At 71.6% G+C, this 17,029-nt stretch carries 18 protein-coding genes; 8 read left to right on the top strand and 10 right to left on the bottom strand.

The annotated features are described in order from the left end of the window. Window positions 1-3: 3 nt before the first annotated feature. Together IE069_RS06695 and IE069_RS06690 are read right to left on the bottom strand one after the other, a co-directional pair. Window positions 4-702 carry a Crp/Fnr family transcriptional regulator gene (locus IE069_RS06695; RefSeq protein WP_229790992.1) on the bottom strand — a complete coding sequence of 233 codons (699 nt, stop codon included), beginning with the start codon at window positions 700-702 and terminating at the stop codon, window positions 4-6. Between the two features lie 80 nt (window positions 703-782). Then, window positions 783-1,238 (bottom strand): hypothetical protein, encoded by a 456-nt coding sequence (locus tag IE069_RS06690; RefSeq protein ID WP_189349354.1) that lies wholly within the window; start codon window positions 1,236-1,238, stop codon window positions 783-785. A 128-nt stretch (window positions 1,239-1,366) separates the two neighbouring features. Here IE069_RS06690 and IE069_RS06685 point away from each other — a divergent pair, with 128 nt between their 5' ends. After that, window positions 1,367-1,690, top strand: coding sequence for a hypothetical protein (locus IE069_RS06685; protein WP_189349353.1), 324 nt, complete (start codon window positions 1,367-1,369; stop codon window positions 1,688-1,690). On the opposite strand, the gene IE069_RS06680 is transcribed toward IE069_RS06685, so the two are convergent. After that, a complete protein-coding gene (locus tag IE069_RS06680) occupies window positions 1,687-2,448 on the bottom strand; it encodes a Gmad2 immunoglobulin-like domain-containing protein (RefSeq protein WP_189349352.1) in 762 nt (253 codons plus the stop codon). The genes IE069_RS06685 and IE069_RS06680 overlap by 4 nt on opposite strands. Before the next feature lie 177 nt (window positions 2,449-2,625). On the opposite strand from IE069_RS06680, the gene IE069_RS06675 reads away from it, so the two are divergent. The 3 genes from IE069_RS06675 to IE069_RS06665 all read left to right on the top strand — a co-directional run bounded on the left by IE069_RS06675 (window position 2,626) and on the right by IE069_RS06665 (window position 4,845). After that, complete coding sequence (locus IE069_RS06675; RefSeq protein ID WP_189349351.1) at window positions 2,626-3,444, top strand: SDR family oxidoreductase; 819 nt, start codon at window positions 2,626-2,628, stop codon at window positions 3,442-3,444. Window positions 3,445-3,525: 81 nt separating this feature from the next. Further along, window positions 3,526-3,852 (top strand): ArsR/SmtB family transcription factor, encoded by a 327-nt coding sequence (locus tag IE069_RS06670; protein ID WP_229790991.1) that lies wholly within the window; start codon window positions 3,526-3,528, stop codon window positions 3,850-3,852. Window positions 3,853-3,867: 15 nt separating this feature from the next. Beyond that, a complete protein-coding gene (locus tag IE069_RS06665; RefSeq protein ID WP_189349349.1) occupies window positions 3,868-4,845 on the top strand; it encodes an SRPBCC family protein in 978 nt (325 codons plus the stop codon). Between the two features lie 17 nt (window positions 4,846-4,862). On the opposite strand, the gene IE069_RS06660 is transcribed toward IE069_RS06665, so the two are convergent. After that, window positions 4,863-6,407 carry an MFS transporter gene (locus IE069_RS06660; RefSeq protein WP_189349348.1) on the bottom strand — a complete coding sequence of 515 codons (1,545 nt, stop codon included), beginning with the start codon at window positions 6,405-6,407 and terminating at the stop codon, window positions 4,863-4,865. Then, the gene (locus IE069_RS06655) at window positions 6,404-7,462 is read right to left on the bottom strand and encodes an MBL fold metallo-hydrolase (protein WP_189349347.1); all 1,059 of its coding nucleotides are present in this window, start codon (window positions 7,460-7,462) and stop codon (window positions 6,404-6,406) included. Before IE069_RS06655 ends, IE069_RS06660 begins: the two co-directional genes overlap by 4 nt. Window positions 7,463-7,650: 188 nt before the next feature. On the opposite strand from IE069_RS06655, the gene IE069_RS06650 reads away from it, so the two are divergent. Together IE069_RS06650 and IE069_RS06645 are read left to right on the top strand one after the other, a co-directional pair. Further along, window positions 7,651-8,136 (top strand): cupin domain-containing protein, encoded by a 486-nt coding sequence (locus IE069_RS06650; RefSeq protein ID WP_189349346.1) that lies wholly within the window; start codon window positions 7,651-7,653, stop codon window positions 8,134-8,136. Next, window positions 8,136-8,894: an alpha/beta hydrolase family protein gene (locus tag IE069_RS06645; RefSeq protein ID WP_189349345.1), complete on the top strand. Its 759-nt coding sequence runs from the start codon at window positions 8,136-8,138 to the stop codon at window positions 8,892-8,894. Before IE069_RS06650 ends, IE069_RS06645 begins: the two co-directional genes overlap by 1 nt. Here IE069_RS06645 and IE069_RS06640 read toward each other — a convergent pair. Continuing rightward, window positions 8,836-9,666 (bottom strand): PaaX family transcriptional regulator, encoded by an 831-nt coding sequence (locus tag IE069_RS06640; protein WP_189349344.1) that lies wholly within the window; start codon window positions 9,664-9,666, stop codon window positions 8,836-8,838. The two genes, IE069_RS06645 and IE069_RS06640, sit on opposite strands and share 59 nt — an antisense overlap. Before the next feature lie 113 nt (window positions 9,667-9,779). Between IE069_RS06640 and IE069_RS06635 the strand changes: the two genes are divergently transcribed. Continuing rightward, window positions 9,780-11,855: a S9 family peptidase gene (locus tag IE069_RS06635; protein ID WP_229790990.1), complete on the top strand. Its 2,076-nt coding sequence runs from the start codon at window positions 9,780-9,782 to the stop codon at window positions 11,853-11,855. 8 nt (window positions 11,856-11,863) lie between these two features. On the opposite strand, the gene IE069_RS06630 is transcribed toward IE069_RS06635, so the two are convergent. Continuing rightward, window positions 11,864-12,742 carry a sigma factor-like helix-turn-helix DNA-binding protein gene (locus tag IE069_RS06630; RefSeq protein WP_229790989.1) on the bottom strand — a complete coding sequence of 293 codons (879 nt, stop codon included), beginning with the start codon at window positions 12,740-12,742 and terminating at the stop codon, window positions 11,864-11,866. Beyond that, window positions 12,739-13,173 carry a carboxymuconolactone decarboxylase family protein gene (locus IE069_RS06625; RefSeq protein WP_189349342.1) on the bottom strand — a complete coding sequence of 145 codons (435 nt, stop codon included), beginning with the start codon at window positions 13,171-13,173 and terminating at the stop codon, window positions 12,739-12,741. The genes IE069_RS06630 and IE069_RS06625 overlap by 4 nt, the downstream gene beginning before the upstream one ends. A gap of 130 nt (window positions 13,174-13,303) precedes the next feature. On the opposite strand from IE069_RS06625, the gene IE069_RS06620 reads away from it, so the two are divergent. Next, complete coding sequence (locus IE069_RS06620) at window positions 13,304-14,533, top strand: MFS transporter (RefSeq protein WP_189349341.1); 1,230 nt, start codon at window positions 13,304-13,306, stop codon at window positions 14,531-14,533. A gap of 24 nt (window positions 14,534-14,557) precedes the next feature. On the opposite strand, the gene IE069_RS06615 is transcribed toward IE069_RS06620, so the two are convergent. After that, the gene (locus IE069_RS06615; RefSeq protein WP_189349340.1) at window positions 14,558-15,379 is read right to left on the bottom strand and encodes a hypothetical protein; all 822 of its coding nucleotides are present in this window, start codon (window positions 15,377-15,379) and stop codon (window positions 14,558-14,560) included. 142 nt (window positions 15,380-15,521) lie between these two features. Then, window positions 15,522-17,021, bottom strand: coding sequence for a dihydrolipoamide acetyltransferase family protein (locus tag IE069_RS06610; protein WP_189349339.1), 1,500 nt, complete (start codon window positions 17,019-17,021; stop codon window positions 15,522-15,524). Between the last annotated feature and the right edge of the window lie 8 nt (window positions 17,022-17,029).

Genomic DNA, 17,029 nt, shown 5'->3' with positions numbered 1-17,029 from the left:
GGGTCAGTCGATCTCGTCGGCGGCAAGGCGAAGGCCGGCCATGTCGAGAACCACGATCCTGCCGCGGGATTGGCGGATGAACCCGTCGTCGGCGAGCCCCTGTAGCGTGCGACTGGTGGACTCCCTGGTGACGCCGAGCAGGCCCGCGATCTGCCCGTGGGTCAGCCGAATGGTCGGCTTGCCCAGCGGCCCGCGCCCCTGGTCGGCGGCGAGCCGCACCAGCGTTGCGGCCGCCCGGGCATGCAGCGGTTTGAGCGCGAGGTCCGTCAGCCGCTCCTCGAGCCGGGCGACCTGGTCGCCGAGCAGACGCGCCATGCGGACGGCGATGCGCGGATCGGCCAGCAGTTGGTGCTCGACCTCGGCGGTGGTCATCCTGCAGACCGAGACCGTATCGATCGCCTCCGCGTAGCTGCCGTACATCCGCTGGCCGAGCAGCGGCATCTCGCCGAACACGGCCCCGGGCTCGAGGATCGCGAGCGTCAGCGCCTTTCCCTCCGCGGTGACGCGGAAGACCCTCACGCGCCCCTTCTTGAGGATGAACAGTGCGTTCTCGGACTTCGTCGGCCCGTAGAGGAGCTCGCCGCTGCGGAAGGTCACCGGCGGCATCATGTGGTCCATGGCCTCGATCTCCTGCGGAGACAAGTCCGCGAACAGCTCGACCTCGCTCAGGCACGTGAAGTTGCTGTCCTTCGCAGGCTGCAACGGGTCCTCCCCTCGGTCCGGCGCCCACGGGCGCCGGGCCTCGGGCGGGACCGGCTGCACTTCCGTGACGCACCCTTTCATCATGCGCTACGACGGAAGAACGCGACAGCCACGACGGCCAGGACGACGCCGTAGACCAGATGGCCCAGCAGGGACATCATCGAACCGGCGCCGATCATGAAGACCGGCATGCCCATCATCATCGGCATGATCAGCAGCGGGCCGAGGACCCACCACAAGGCGCCGTAGGCGAGGCCGACGAGGACGCCGCGGCCGAACGTGCGCCCGAGGACCTTCGGCAGCACGACCGTCAGGCCGAGGCCGATGACCACCGAGATCACGAGGTGGATGCCGAAGCCGACGCCGGCGGAACTGGATCCGACCATGGAGGCGATCATGGGGAACATCCCCATCATCGCCATCATCACGCCGAAGACCAGGCCACCGGCGAGACCGCCGACGACGCCGGCCACGAGCTCGCGGCTGAAGGTGAGCGGGTGGACCTCGGGAGTTGAGTGGGAAGCGTGTGTAGTCATGATGCTGCCTTTCTCATTGCGGCCGTGCCGTCCACGACCCCTGTACCTGCAACGTAGGCGCGCCCCGACCACCCGTTCAGTGATCCAACGCACCGAACACGGTCACGATTCGGGGCATACTTGGTCGCATGCTGATCAAGGTCCTGCACATCGAAGACTGCCCCATGTGGCGCGAGGCGGCACGGAACACCGAGACGGCCCTCCGGGAGCTCGGCGCTGCCGACGTCGACTTCGCGGACACACTGATCTCGACGCCCCAGGAGGCAGCGACCAGCGGGTTCGCCGGCTCGCCGACCATCACGGTCGACGGCCGGGATCTCTTCGCGGACGGTGCCCGGACCGACGCCCTCGCCTGCCGCGTCTACACCGAAGGCGGCTCGCTGACCGGCGCCCCCTCCCCCGCGGCGATCAGGGCCGCGCTCGAACCGCTTGTCCTCCGGCGCCCCCTCTAGCCGAAGACCACCGGCACCGCGGCCACCTGCTCCAGGCTGCCGTCACGGGCGCTGTACGTCAGGAACACGGCCGCGCCCTGCCCTGCCGCGGGACCGTCGTAGGCGATCTCTCCGGAGAGCGGCCCCAGATCCGGGCCGCCGCTTCCCGTGACCGGCTCCTGCCCGAGCACCTCGCCCGCGGAATCGCGGACCTGCACCACCACGTTGCCCTCGAACGCGAGCGCCTCGCCGGCGACGGTCAGCGGCGAGGAGACCTCCGCGGCCGCCGCGGGCTCGGCGACCTGGATGTTCGGGGTCGCCGACCCGATGACGTACCAGGCGTCGTCGGACATCCGGCGCACCAGGACCGTCGTGACGATGCTGCCGCCCGCGGCCATGACCTCGAATTCGCCCGAGTTGGCGTCGCCCTGCATGAACTCGGAGATCTCCGGGGCCTCGAACCCGGCGTAGCCTGTGGCGAACCCGTCCACGGCGCCGCCCGGCTCGTCGAAGACGCTCGCGCCCGGCGCCGGGTAGACGACGAACGCCGCCTCCTCCGCCGGCAGGGAGGCATCGGGCGCGTCCGTCGGCATGGTCGTCGGGTCCGGGCTGGGCGTCCGGCTCGGGGTGGCGGTCGCGGTCGGCGAGGGCGCCGTCGTCGTCGGGCCGGGGGTCGGGCTCATCTCGCCGTCGCCGGGTCCGCCCGGGCTGCAGGCGCCGAGCAACCCCACACACGCCGCCGCCGCAACGGCGGTCGTCCACTTGCTCTTGGCTCTCATACGGCAAGACAAGCACCGCCGGCGACTGGACGGAAGGCCCGGCAGGCCTCGATTGGGCCACGATCCGACGGCGATTCCGTCACATGAGCGGATCTGCGGCAGCGATCGCGCGGGCATCCTCGTGGCACCCAGCTGGATCCCGGTGGAATGCCAGCCGGGCGGCGTAGCGTGAGGAGCATGGGATCAGCACCGATCGTCGTCACGGGCGGGACAGGGACTCTGGGTCGCGCCGTCGTCTCCGAAATCGAGAGACGCGGGCACCGCGTCCGCGTCCTCAGCCGCTCCCCCACGCCCCCGTCCCTGCCGGCCGGCCGGGAGTGGGCGAGCGCCGACCTGCTCACGGGCGACAGCGCCGACGTCGCACGCGCGTTCGCCGGCGCCGAGACAGTGGTCCACTGCGCCACGACCCTCAACGGGGACCGGGACGTGACAGTGGCGCAGCAGGTGCTCGCCGCGTGCGCCGCGGCCGGCGTGCGGCACTTCGTGCTCGTTTCGATCGTCGGGATCGACCGCATCCCGCTGGCCTACTACCGCGGCAAACTCGAGGTCGAGCGGCTGGTCGCCGCCTCCGGCGTGCCGGCCACCATCCAGCGGGCCACCCAGTTTCACGACCTCGTGCGCGCCCTCTTCGCCCAGCTGTCCCGGCTGCCGGTCCTGTTCGTGCCGGATGTGAATTTCCAGTCGGTCGACGTCGCCGACGTGGCGGCTCGGCTGGCCGACGTCGCCTGCCGCGGCCCCCAGGGCCGGGTCGCCGACGTGGGCGGGCCGCGTGTCGACTGCTCCCTCGACATGGCCCGGGCGTTCGTCGCCGCGTCCGGCCTGCGCCGCAAGATCGCCCCCGTCCGCCTGCCGCGCTTCCTGCAGCGGGGGGCCGTCCGCGCGATCGCCGACGGTGGCAACCTGGTCGACGACGGCGCACCACGCGGCACGACGACGTTCGCGGACTACCTCTCGGCACACCCCGCCCCGGCCGCGCGGGAGTACCGGAACGCGTAGAACGCCGTCATCTAATTCCCCGCCACCCCTTGCGCTCGAGCGTCCGCGGGCATAATCTACAACCAAATGGTTGTAGATCAGATGACGAACGAAGAAGTGGACCGGATCTTCCGGGCCCTGGCGGACGCCACGCGGCGGGACATCGTGCGGCGGACGCTCACCAGCGAGTCCTCCGTCTCCGACTTGGCGCGCGACTACGACATGTCGTTCGCGGCGGTCCAGAAGCACGTGGCCACCCTCGAGGCGGCTGGGCTCGTCACCAAATACCCGCGCGGCCGGGAGCGCATGGTCCGCGGAAACCCTGAGAACCTCCGGCAGGTGCAGCAGCTGCTGCAGCACTTCGAGGACCTCTGGCGCTCTCGCGTCAGCCGCCTCGATGCGCTCCTCGCCGAGGATCCGACCCCGTAGGAGAAAGGCACCATCATGCCCATCACCACCGTTGACAGAGACCTGCACGACCTCACCCTCACCGTCGTCGCCGACTTCGCCGCCCCCGTGCAGCGACTGTGGGACGCGTACCGCGACCCGCGCCAACTCGAGAAGTTCTGGGGCCCGCCCTCGTACCCGGCGACGTTCACCCGCCACGACGCCTACCCGGGCGGCCTGACGACCTACTACATGACCGGCCCCGAGGGGGACGCGCACGGCGGCTACTGGGAGTGGCTCGCGGTCGACGCCCCGAACTCGTTCGAGGTGCTCGACGGCTTCCTCACCGACGCCGGCGAGCCCAACCTGGAGCTGCCGCGCGTGCGCATGACGTTCACTTTCGAGGCCACCGATGCGGGCTCGCGGATGACCACCACCAGCCACTTCGCCTCCCAGGCGGACCTCGAACAGCTCCTCGGGATGGGCATGGAGCAGGGCATGCGCGAAGCCATGGGCCAGATCGACGACGTCCTCGCGGACCTGGAGGCCTTCGCCGCCGGCCGCGCCACCGACGCGCAGATCCTCTCCGACACCCAGGTGCGCATCTCCCGGGTGGTGCGTGGCGACGTCGAGCAGGTCTGGCGCGCCCACAACAACGCAGACCTCATGAAGCGCTGGATGCTCGGGCCGGACGGCTGGAGCATGCCGGTCTGCGAGGTGGCATCCGCCGTCGGCGAGACGTACCGCTACGAATGGGAGAACATCGACGACGATCAGGAGCGGTTCGGGTTCACCGGCGAGCTGCTCGAAGCCGAGGCGCCGCATCGGATGGTCACGACCGAGGCGATGATCGGCAACGAGGGCACGGCGACGCGCAACGAGATGACGCTGACCCCCGTCGAAGCGGGCACGCTCATCAGCCTGCTGATCACCTACCCGGACGCGGAGACCCGCGACATGATCCTCGCAACCGGCATGACCGACGGCATGGAGACCAGCTACGCCCGACTCGAGGAGGCCGTCCTGGCCGGCTGACGCAGCCGGCGGAGCCGCTATCCGTTGTAGGCGAAGCGCTGCAGCCGGTGCGCGGTCCGGTCCGGATTCAGCAGCAGGACGCTGATGGCGCCCACGACGAGCAGGTAGATCCCGATCATCCAGAACGCGGTGTTCATGCCCTCGGTGAGCGCGGCGACCATCTCCGGCGGCACCGGCTGCCCCTTGGGGGTGGGCAGGAAGCCCGCCCGGTCCATGAAGCGGCCGACCATCACCGGGGCGATCACGCCGCCGATGGAGGCGAGCCCGGTGAGCGTGGCCATAACCGCTGCGCGCTGCCGCGAGCAGACGGCGAAGGCGACGGCGGTCGGAGCCAGCGGATAGATCATCGCCAGGCCCGCCCCGACGGTCAGCACGGCGACGGCGGCGCCGCCGGTGACGTGCGGCAGCACCAGGAAGGAGGCGCCCGAGACCAGCAGGGTGGCCCCGAACAGGGAGCCCAGCGCCCAGTGCACGGTCACGCCGCGTCGCATGAGGAAGCGGGACGCGTATCCGAGGACCAGCAGGGCCGCCGCTCCCAGGACCCAGGGGAAGGTCGACACGGCGCCGATCGCCTCCGGCGAGAGGTCGACGACGGCGGTGAGGTAGCGCGGCGACCAGGTGGTCAGGAAGCCCATGGCCCAGAAGCAGCCGGCGCCGGCGAGTACCGCGGCGACGAACATTCCGCTGCCGAGCACGCGCAGGATCGGGACGATCCCCAGCAGGTCGGCGACCTCGGCGACACTCCCGCGCCCGCCGCGCAACGCGCTGCGGATCCGGGCCGCGCGCGCCTCCGACTCGCCGGCACCGGCCTCCGCCTCCGACTCGCCGTCGTCGTCATCGGCTGGCCCTCCGGCTTCGGGGGCCTCCGGCTCCAGCCCGGCCGCCTCCCGCTCGGCCGGGCTCGCGTTGTGGCTGTGCGGGCCGTCGCGGCCCACCAGGAACCAGACGACCGACCAGAGCAGCCCGACGATCCCGAGGAACCCGAAGGCCCAGCGCCAGCCGTAGTTGGCGATGACGAAGGCCAGCGCGGGCGCCGCGAGGATCGGGCCCAGCGTGGAACCGATGGCCACCAGGCTGCTGGGCAGTCCGCGCTCCCGGGCCGGGAACCACCCGTGGACGTGCTGCAGCGAGATCGGGGTGGCCGGGCCCTCGGCCGCTCCGAGCAGGATGCGGGTCACCAGCAGCACCGCGGCGCCGCCGCCCAACAGGATCGGGAACTGCAGGACCGCCCAGGAGACGCCCATGACGAGCAGGATCCACCGGGTGGGGACCTTGCCGGCGAGGAAGCCCACGGCGACGGCCGCGACGGCGAAGAGGAAGAAGAAGGCGCTGCCGATGAAGCCGAACTCGCCGGCGGTGAGCTGCAGCTCCTGCATCGCGGGGCCGGCGACGAGGCCGATCACGGCCTTGTCCGCGAAGTTGATGATCTGGAAGACGACCAGCAGGCCGGTGACCGTCCAGGCCCGGCGGTTCATCCGGCCGTGGACGACGGCGGCGCGCAGGGTGTGCGGCGGGATGTCGCCGCCGGGTCCGTGGCGGGTCGGGGTCGAGGGCGCGCTCATGCCGTCACCGCCCCGGCCACCAGGTCCCCCGGCCGCACGGCGGCGGGGCCGACCGCGAAGACGTCGTTGTCCTCGGCCACGGCGACCGGCGCGCCGAAGTCCCGGGACGCCACGGCCGCCATCTTCGCGGTGTCCGCGGCGCCGGGGGTGTTCGGCACGACGTGGTGGAGCACGAGCCGCCCGGCGCCGGCGGCGCGGGCGATCCCGCCGACCTCGTCGTAGGAGGTGTGCGACTCCTTCAGATGCACGGCGATCCCGTCGCGCTTCGGCCCGTCCGGGAAGGTCGCGAGGATCGCGTCCAGATCCATCACCTCGTGCAGGAGCAGGTCCGCCCCGCGGGCGAGCCCGACGAGGTTCTCCGACGGCGCCGTGTCGCCGGAAACGACCACGGACCCGTAGGCGGAGTCGACGCGGAACCCGAACGCCGGATAGCAGAGCCGGTGGTCGACCAGGATCGCGGTGACGGTCACGAGCTCGTCCCGGTAGACCTCGAAGGGCTCCATCCGCGGGTGGCGGGCCGACACCGGGTCCGCCTGCGCGTCTTCCGGGACCGCGATGTCGTGGCCGGTGACCCACTCGTGCGGGTCGTCGCGGCCCTCGTCGGCCATGCGGATCGCGACGTCGGAGGCGAAGACCCGGTCCAGCAGCGCGTCGACGACCTCGGCGGTGCCGGCCATCCGGCGGCCCCGGGTCCGGGCGTCGATGTCGCGGGCGTGCTCGGCATCCAGGGCCGGGATCCGCGGCGGGCGCCCCGGGCCGTGGACCTGGATCGGGCGGCCGAAGCACTCCCCCGGGACCTGCCATCCGGTGACCAGGAACGAGCCGAGGTCGTAGATGTGGTCTGAGTGGTGGTGGGTGAGGAAGACGGCGCGGAGCTCCTCCCAGGCGCAGGAGCTGCGGTAGTTGCGGATGCTGCCCATCCCGCAGTCGACGACGTACGTCGCTCCGTCGACCGTGATCGCCGTGCTGGTTCCCGCCCGGCTGGAGGACACGACGGGTCCGCCGCCCGTGCCCAGAGCGTGGACTGTCATCCCCTGTTGCTGCCGTGTACTCATGTCCGCCTTCTCTCCGTCGAGTGCTGCGCGCCGCCCGGTCGGGAAGATGCCCCGGACGGTTGCGATGTGACGTGCAGCATATGCAGTAAAATTGGCGATCGCAATACCTATTGCATATTTGCCGGGCCGGTGCGAAGCTGGCTCCGTCAAGGCCCTCGGGCCGCATCCGAACCGCGAAAGGCAACGAAATGGGCATCCAGCCAGGGGAAGAGATCATCGTCGGAGACCTGCCGAAGGGCATCACACCAGCCGGCGAGGCGGTGGGGAACAAGACGTGGAACGTCCTCGGCCACACATACGTGGCCAAGGTCGAGAGCTCCACGAGCTTCGCCTGGCTGTCGCTGGACCCGGCGGGCACAGGCGTCCCGCCGCACGTCCACCCGTCGCAAGACGAGCACATCTTCGTCATGGAGGGCATCTACACGCTCTACCTCGACGGCGAGTGGACCACGGCCGGGCCGGGCGACACGGTGCGCATGCCCATGGGCCTGCCGCACGCGTACTTCAACAAGCAGGACGGGGCGGGCAAGGCGCTCTTCTGGGTGAGCCCGTCGGGCCGGCTGTCGCAGCTCTTCGATCAGCTGCACGACCTGGACGACCCCGACGAGGTCGTGCGCCGGTCGGCCCTGCACGACGTCGACTTCCTTCCGCCCGGGACCGTTCCGGGCGCGTGATGGACGCGCCGACACCGCGGAAGACCGCGTACGGCGACCATCCGGACCAGTTCGTGCGGTTCGACCCGGCGCCCGGCGTCCCGCACGGGACAGTCCTCCTCGTCCACGGCGGCTACTGGCGCCGGCGGCACACGCTGGAGTTGATGGAGCCGCTCGGATCGCACTTCCGCGCGGCGGGCTGGTCGACGTGCAACGTCGAGTACCGCCGGGGCCCCGGTTCGCCGTGGCCGCAGCCGCTGCGGGACGTCCGCGACGCGGCCGCGACGGCCCGGGGACTGGAGGATCGCGGCCCCCTGGTCGCCGTCGGCCACTCCGTCGGCGGCCAGCTCGCCCTGCTGGCCGGGACCCCGGTAGATGCCGTCGTGGCGCTCGCCCCGGTGACCGATGCGGGCCGGACCTACCGCGAACGGCTCGGCGACGACGCGGCCCAGGAGTACTTCGGGACGACGCCGGACCGGGACGACAAGCTCTACGCGCGGGCGTCCCCGATCGCGCAGTCTCCCCCGGCCGCGCCGGCCCTGATCGTGCACGGCTGGAACGACGTGCGGGTGCCGGCGATCCACACGGTGGACTACGCCGTCACCGCGGACCGTGCGGGCGGGCGGATCGACGTCGTCCTGACGCACGATCTGGACCACCTGGCCGCGATCGATCCGGCCCGGCTGCCGTGGCCTGCTGCGCTCGACTGGATGGGGCGGTTCACCGCACCGCCCCCAGCACGGACGACGCGTGGCGCCGAGAAGGAGTGCGGAGCATAGCGTGCAGCTCGAGGAAGATCTTCTTGGCCTGCGGCGCACGCCACCCCTCGGGCAGCAGCTCGAGGGGGATGTTCGGGTCGCGGTACGGAAAACGGCGCCAGCGGGTCAGCAGGGGCACGTAGTGGGCGAAGGCCGCCCGGTCCGCCTCCGCAGTCGTGGCGCCGCCCAGCCGCAGGCGCCAGTCGTCGACCGAGTCGGCGTAGTCGTCGATGAAGTCGCTGTACCGGGTGTCCAGGTCGCCCAGGTCCCACCATCCACGGATGCGGGTGCGCAGTTCGTCCGTCCTGCCGTACCGGGCGACGAAGTGCTCGACGTACTGCTGCAGTCCACGCTGCTCCAGCCGGACCAGGGCCTGGTCCAGCACCGGCTCGGGAGCGATGGCCACACCCGACGCGACGAACCCGAACCCGAGGCTCTCCAGCTCCCGGCGCAGATCGTAGCGGCGCTTCCGCTCGGCCTCGGGCACGGAGAACACCACGAGCGCCCACGGATCGTCTGCGCCGGAACGCACCGGCGCGAAGATTCTCTGGTCGTCGGCGTGGAACACGTCGAGTGCGGACGGGGACATCGCGTATCGCGTCTCGCCATCGTGGGACGAGCGGTCGAGTACGCCCTTCGCCTTGAGCCGCGAGATCGAGGAGCGCGCGGCCCCTCCCGCGATTCCGAGGTCCGCCAGCAGCGCCACGATCGAGGAGACGGCCATGCCCTCACCGGAGCTGTAGAGCCCGTACAGTGTCGCGATCAGCTCCTGGTGAAGCAGCTTCTGCGCCATGACCCTCCTTTTCGTCGTTTCCCCCATCCTACTGAGAGCGCCACCGGGGCAGGCATCCGCCGATTCCGTGCGGGCTCTGGATTCCCGCGCGCACCAGTGGCAGTATGTGTCATGTGACACATGCCAAGCATTCCTTTCAGAACTCGTCCTTCCACGACCTCGACGCGTTCGTCGCCCTGCCGCGGCTGGGCGGGCTCGCCCTCAGCGGCGACGGCACACGCCTCGTCACCACGGTCAGCACCCTCGACGAGGACCAGACCGCCTACGCCGGCGCCCTCTGGGAGATCGACCCCGCCGGCACGCGGCCCGCCCGCCGGCTGACGCGGGGCGCCGAAGCGGGCGACGGCGCGAAGGGCGAGTCGGCCCCTGCGTTCACCGCCGCGGGCGACCTGCTCTTCACCGCCGCCCGCCCGGGCGCGAAGAACGCGGACAAGCCGGCCCTCTGGTCGCTGCCGGCCGCCGGCGGCGAGGCCCGCCTGCTCGCCGAGCACCCCGGCGGTGTCTCGGCCGCGCGCGCGACGGGCGCCGCCGTCGTCGTCCTGAAGGCCGACGCGACCCGCCGCGCGGCCGACCTGGACGCGGAGGGCGAGACCCAGAAGGGGCGCAAGGACAAGAAGGTCTCCGCGATCCTGCACGACGGCTACCCCGTGCGCTTCTGGGACCACGACCTCGGCCCGGCGACGCCGCGCTACTACGCGCTCGCGCTGGACGACGACGGCGCCGCGGCCGACGCGCCGCTCCGCCAGATCGGCGCGGACGCCCACGGGCACCTGACCGAGACCGGGTACGACGTCGCCCGCGACGGCACCTTCCTCGTCACCGACTGGACCTCGCCCGAGGGCCGCGGCAGCATCCGGACCGACCTGGTCCGGATCGACGTCGCGACCGGGGAGAAGACCGTCCTGCGCGCGGCCGACGACGACCACGAGTACTCGGTCTGGAAGATCAGCCCGGCCGGATCGCACGTCGTCTTCACGCGCTGGATCCGCTCGACGCCGGAGCGCCCGTCGCGCCAGGAGCTGCGCCTGCTGGACCTCGAGACGGGCGAGGACCACCGGATCGCCGCCGACTGGGACCGGTACGCGACCACCGTGAACTGGCTGCCCGACGCGACCGGCCTGCTCGTCACCGCGGACGAGGACGGGCGCTCGCCCCTCTTCCACCTCGATCTGGCGGCCGACGCGGTGACGCGGCTGACGGACGCGGGCGCGTTCACCGACGTCGTGATCGCCCGCGACGGGGCGGCCGCGTACGCGCTGCGCTCGAGCTACGAGTTCCCGGCCGAGCCGGTGCGGTTCGACCTGACCCGGCTGGCCGACGGCGAGGCGCCGCTGACCGCGTTGCGCGGGCCCGCCGAGCGCCCGCAGCTGCCGGGCACGCTCACCGAGATCGAGACGATGGCGGACGACGGCACCCGCGTCCGCGCCTGGCTGGCCCTGCCCGAGGGCGCCTCCGACCAGAGCCCGGCGCCGCTGCTGCTGTGGATCCACGGCGGACCCGTCGGCTCGTGGAACGCGTGGAGCTGGCGCTGGACACCGTGGGTCATGGTCGCCGCCGGCTACGCGGTGCTGCTGCCGGACCCGGCGCTCTCCACCGGGTACGGCCAGTCGTTCATCGACCGCGGCTGGGGCGCGTGGGGCGACGCCCCGTACACCGACCTCATGGCGATCACCGACGCCGCCGAGGTGCGCGACGACATCGACGAAACCCGCACCGCCGCGATGGGTGGCTCCTTCGGCGGCTACATGGCCAACTGGGTCGCCGGGCACACCGACCGCTTCAAGGCGATCGTCACGCACGCGAGCCTGTGGGCGCTGGACGGGTTCGGACCGACCACGGACGCCTCCTTCTACTGGGCCCGCGAGATGAGCGAGGAGATGCAGGAGAAGCACTCGCCGCACCGCTTCGTCGGCGAGATCCGGACGCCGATGCTCGTGATCCACGGGGACAAGGACTACCGGGTGCCGATCGGCGAGGGGCTGCGCCTCTGGTACGAGCTGCTGTCCAAGTCCGGGCTGCCGCAGGAGGCGGACGGCACCACCGCGCACCGGTTCCTGTACTTCCCGGACGAGAACCACTGGATCCTCACCCCGCAGCACGCGAAGATCTGGTACCAGGTGAACCTCGGCTTCCTCGCCGAGCGCGTGCTGGAAAAGGGGCCGCAGGAGCTGCCGGAACTGCTGGGCTGATCCGGGCCTCAGCCGCCGATACCGGCGAGCTTGGCCGGGTTGGCGACGTAGCGGAGCGCGCCGACCCGGCCGGCGGCGGCCTCGATATGCAGGACGTGGCGGCGGTCGTCGTAGACCAGCACCAGGACCGGGGCGCCGTTGACGTCGCCCCACTCGACGGCGACGCCGCCGCGGCCCGCGAAGACCCCGACCAGGAACCGGGACACGCGGTCGGGCCCGAAGACCGGGTTGATGGACGCCCTGACCCGCCCGCCGCCGTCGGACCACCACGTGACATCGTCCGTCAGCAGGGCGACAGTGCGGTCGACGTCGCCCGTCGAGACCGCGTCCAGGAGGTCGGCCAGCAGGGCCCGGACCACCGACGGCTCGTGCTCGGGCACCCGGTCGGCGTCCAGACGCCGGACCGCGCGGGAGAGCATCTGGCGCACCGCGGCCGGCGTTGACTCGAGGACTTCCGCGATCTGCGGGGCGCTCATCCCGAACCCGTTCTTGAGCACGTAGGCCGCGCGGGCCTCCGGCGCGAGCTGCTCCATGAGGTGGAGCATGCCGAGGGAGAGCATCTCCCGATCCAGCACCTCCGCGTCGGGCAGACGGGCCGTGTCCACCGGCTCCGGCAGCCACGGCCCGATGTACGCCTCACGACGCCGGCCGGCCGCCCGGAGCGCGTCGATCGAACGTCGCGTCACCATGGTCGTCAGGAACGCCGGCCACGAGCGGACAGCGTCCTGCTCCTCGCCGCTCATGCGCGCCACCTGCTCGCCGGCCCCGGCGAGGACGTCGTCCGCATCCGCCAGGGACCCGAGCATCTGATAGGCGAGGTCTGTCAGGCGGCAGCGCTCGACCGCCCAGGCATGCACGCCGGGAGAGAGCGCCGCCTGTGGTGTCATGCCTTCGGTTCGAGCCGCGTCGTGATCGCAATCCGGTTCCACACGTTGATCGTAGCGATCGCCAGAACCAGCTCGCCCACCTGGGCCTGCGGGAAGTGCCGCACCGCCTCGTCCCACACGTCATCGGGGACTCCGTCCGCCGCCAGGCGTGTCACGGAGTCCGTCAGGCGCAGTGCGGCCCGCTCCCGTGCGTCGAAGTGCGGCGATTCGTGCCACGCGGCCACGCCGAAGAGCTTGGCCGCCGGCATGCCGCGCTCGAGCCCGTCGCGGGAGTGCATGTCGGTGCAGAAGGAGCACCCGTTGAGAATAGAGGCCCGCAGCTTGACGATCTCGTACAGGTCGTCGGGGACCGCGCTCCGCACGTGCTCCTCGAGGCCGCGCACCGCGGCGTAGCCATCCCGGTTGGCGGAGAACATGTTCATGCGTGTCATTTTCGCTCCATCGTTGGTCATACGACGCCGGGGCCGTTCCCCGCGTACCCTTTAGTCGGTGCGCGACGCCGAAGTGTGACACGCCTGCCCGATTCCGCACCGATCCAGACAAACCCAGACAAGGACCCCTATGAGCACGTCACGAACTGACGGGCGCATGCCCCTCGGCGTCTTCATCCTGACGCTCGGCATCTTCTCTCTCGGCACCAGCGAGTTCATGATGGCCGGCATCCTGGAGATGTTCGCCGGCGAGCTCGGGATCTCCATCCCGGACGCCGGCCTGACGATCACCGTCTTCGCGATCGGGATGTTCGTCAGCGCGCCGATCGTCTCCGCCCTGACCATCTCCCTCCCGCCGAAGGCCACGCTCCTGACCGCCATGGGCGTCTTCACGGCCGCCCACTTCGCGACGGCCCTCACCGAGGACTTCCGCATCATCCTGGCCCTCCGCCTGGTCTCGGCGGTCGCGTGCGCGGCGTTCTGGGCCATCGGCACCGTCGTGGCCGTGCGCATGGTGCCGGCCGCCTACTCGGGCCGGGCGATCGCCACGCTCGTCGGCGGCATCACCCTGGCGAACGTCCTCGGCATCCCCCTCGGCTCCTTCGTGGGGCACCTCTGGGGCTGGCAGGCGGTCTTCGTGACCGTCGGCGTCTTCTCGGCCGCCGGCCTGGTCCTGACGGCCCTCTTCGTCGACGGCGAGCACACGCCGTCCACCGAGCCCCTGGGCCGCATCCTGCGCCGGGAGATCGTCATCTTCAAGCGGCTGCCCCTGCTCGTCGCGCTCGGGACCACCGTGCTCTTCCAGTCGGCCGTCTTCACCACCCTGTCCTACATCACGCCCATGCTCACCCAGGTGGCGGGGCTCCCCGAGCACCTCGTGAGCGTCGCGATGCTCATGTTCGGCGTCGGCACGGTCATCGGGGTGATGCTCGGCGGGCGGTACGCCCACGTGAACATGCTCGGCAACGTCTTCCTGAGCCTGGCTGGCATGCTCGTCTCGCTCGCCCTGATGTGGGCGCTCTCCGGCTGGGCGCCCGGCTTCCTCGGCGCGTTCGTCCTCTTCGGCATCGCCTCGTTCTCGATCGCGGGGGCGCTCAACGGGCGCGTCTTCCAGATCGCCAGCGATTCGCAGGTGCTGGTCGCGGGCTTCAACGTGGCCGCCTTCAACGTCGGCAACACGATCGGCCCCACGGTCGGCGCGCTGCTGATCAGCGCGGGGCTGGGCTACCTGTCACCCATCGCCGGCTCGGCCGTCCTGGGCCTCGGCGCGGTCGCGTTCGCCGTCTGGGCGTGGGTCCTGCAGCGCCGGACCGCCCAGCCTGATCCGCGGGCCGCGGAACGGGAGCCGGCCCGGGCCTGAAGAGTCCGCCGGGGTCGGGGCGTCTCAGCCCAGGCTGTCCAACACGGTGAGCAGCTGCAGGTACCGTTCGGTGCCCATGAACTCGGCGATCTGCTCGTCCGTCGGGTCCTGCACGGCCTCGCCGTCGAGCATCAGGAACTCGGGGGCGGAGACGAAGTAGGCCCAGTCCTCGTCGGTCTGCTTGAAGCCCAGCGGCGACTGGAGGTCGGCGATCCACGCGTCGGCCTGCGCGGGCTCGAGGACGCTCACCTGGAACTTGCGCTCCTTCTCCACGGCGCTCTCCGAGGGCTCGGTGGCCACGGTCAAAAGCACCTGGTCGGCCTCGGCCTCCGTGTCGACGGAGAGGCGGCCGAGCTCGGCGACCGAGCTGACCATGATCGGCCCGTCGGCGTCGCCCTGGAACGGCTCGGGCGTGAACTGCGCGAGCACGGTGCCGTTCTCGTCGACGACGTCCATGAGCCAGGCCGCCGCGGGCCCGGACGCCTCGACGACGTCCCAGCCCTGGGGGTACTCGAATTCGATGAAGCCGTTCTCGAACTCCTGCCACCCGTCGGTCTCGAGCAGGTCGTCCTCGGTGATCTCGGGGATCTCGGGCGCGGGTGTCGGTGTCGGCGATGCTGATCCGGTCGCCGTGGGCGTCGGGCTCCCGGTCGCCGGGGCGGTCGTCGCGCCCGGCGACTGCACCGGCTCGCCCGTGTCGGTCGGCGCCGGCTCCGGCGCCCCTCCGGAGCAGCCGGCGATGAGCGCGCCCGCCGCGGCCAGGACGACGGCGGTGCCCGCCGCCCGCTTCCGGGCCCCGCCGGGTGCTGCCCGCCGGGAGCCTGCTGTTGCCGTGCCGCGCATCATGCGTCCCTCCGCTTGGGTCGTCGGACCGGTCGGCCCACCTCGCTGTCGCCGACGACAGCAGTCTCTCAGGACCGCACCGCCGTTGCCAGAGGTGCGGCGGAGGCGTGTCCTGCGGCCGTCCTCGCCCGGCACCCGGGCCGGGTCAATCGAGCAGGAGCGCCGGCTCCTCCATGATCGCCGCGACGTCCGCCATGAACCGGGCGGAGAGGTCGCCGTCCACGACCCGGTGGTCGAACGATCCGCCGAGCGTGGTGATCCACCGCGGGATGACCTCGCCGGAGACGACCCACGGCTTCTGCTTGATGGTGCCGAACGCGACGATCGCGACCTCGCCCGGGTTGATGATCGGCGTGCCGGTGTCGATGCCGAGCGCGCCGATGTTCGTCACCGTCAGCGTCCCGTCCTTCATCTCCGCCGGGGACGTCCGGCCGGCCCGCGCCGTCGACGCCAGCTCGTTGAGCTGGATCGCCAGCTCCTTCAGGCTCAGGTCCTGCGCGTCCTTGATGTTCGGCACCAGCAGGCCGCGCGGGGTGGCCGCGGCGATACCCAGGTTCATGAAGTGCTTGACCTGGATCTCGGCGCCGTTCTCCGTCTCCACCCAGGAGGCGTTGACGTTCGGGTTGCGCGCGGCCGCCCAGATCACGGCCTTCGCCAGAATCAGCAGCGGGGACACCTTCACGCCCTCGAAGTCCTTGGACTTCTTCAGCCGCTGCACGAACTCCATGGTCCGGGTGGCGTCAACGTCCACGAAGATGGAGACGTGCGGCGCGCTGAACGCCGAGTCCACCATGGCCTTCGCCGTCGCCTTGCGCACGCCCTTGACCGCCTGGCGGTCGATCCGGTCGTCGCGGCCCGCCTTGGAGTTCCAGAACGTGGGTGCCGCGTCCTGCTCGGCCTCGCGCTGCGCCTGGTAGGAGAGCAGGTCCTCGCGGGTGATCTCGCCCTGCCCGCCCGTCGCGGGCACCTTCGCCAGGTCGATCCCGAGCTCCTTCGCGAATTTGCGCACCGGCGGCTTCGCGAGCACGCGCCCCAGCAGGCCGCTCACGGCGGCACCGGAGGCGGCCACGCGCGACTGCACGGCACCGGCCGTCGCCGCAGGAGCCCGCGGGGTCAGGCGCTCGCGGGCGCCCTTGAGCCCCTCGCGGACGGCGGTCGACGGGGTCGGCCGGTCCAGCCGACGACGGCGGCGGGCCGGGTCGGCCTTGGGCCCTGACCCGACGAGCGGGCCGACGCCCTCCTCGGCCGGAGCGGCGGGCGAGCGGTCCGCGGCGGGTGCGGCCCCGTCGTCGTAGTCCTCGCCCTCGTCGTCCAGCGAGTGCTCGGTGACCTCGCCGAGGATCGACTGCGCGGCCGGGTCCTCCGGCAGCGGCCGCCCCGCATCCGGGGCCTGGGGCTCGGCGGGCACCGCGGCCTCGTCGATGGTGATGAGCGGCTTGCCGACCTCGAGGGTCTCGCCCTCGGCGGCGTGCAGCTCGGCGACCGTGCCCGCGAACGGGCAGGGCAGCTCGACGAGGCTCTTGGCCGTCTCGATCTCCACGAAGACCTGGTTGACGCTCACGGCGTCGCCGACGGCGACCTTCCAGGAGACGATGTCCGCCTCCGTCAGGCCCTCGCCCACGTCGGGAAGAGTAAAAATGTTCATCTGCGTGA

Origin of the sequence: Zhihengliuella salsuginis (genome assembly GCF_014651715.1) — a bacterium.
GTDB lineage: Bacteria > Actinomycetota > Actinomycetes > Actinomycetales > Micrococcaceae > Zhihengliuella > Zhihengliuella salsuginis.
Note: the sequence above shows the minus strand (reverse complement) of the source record. Positions and strands in the feature narration are given on the sequence as shown.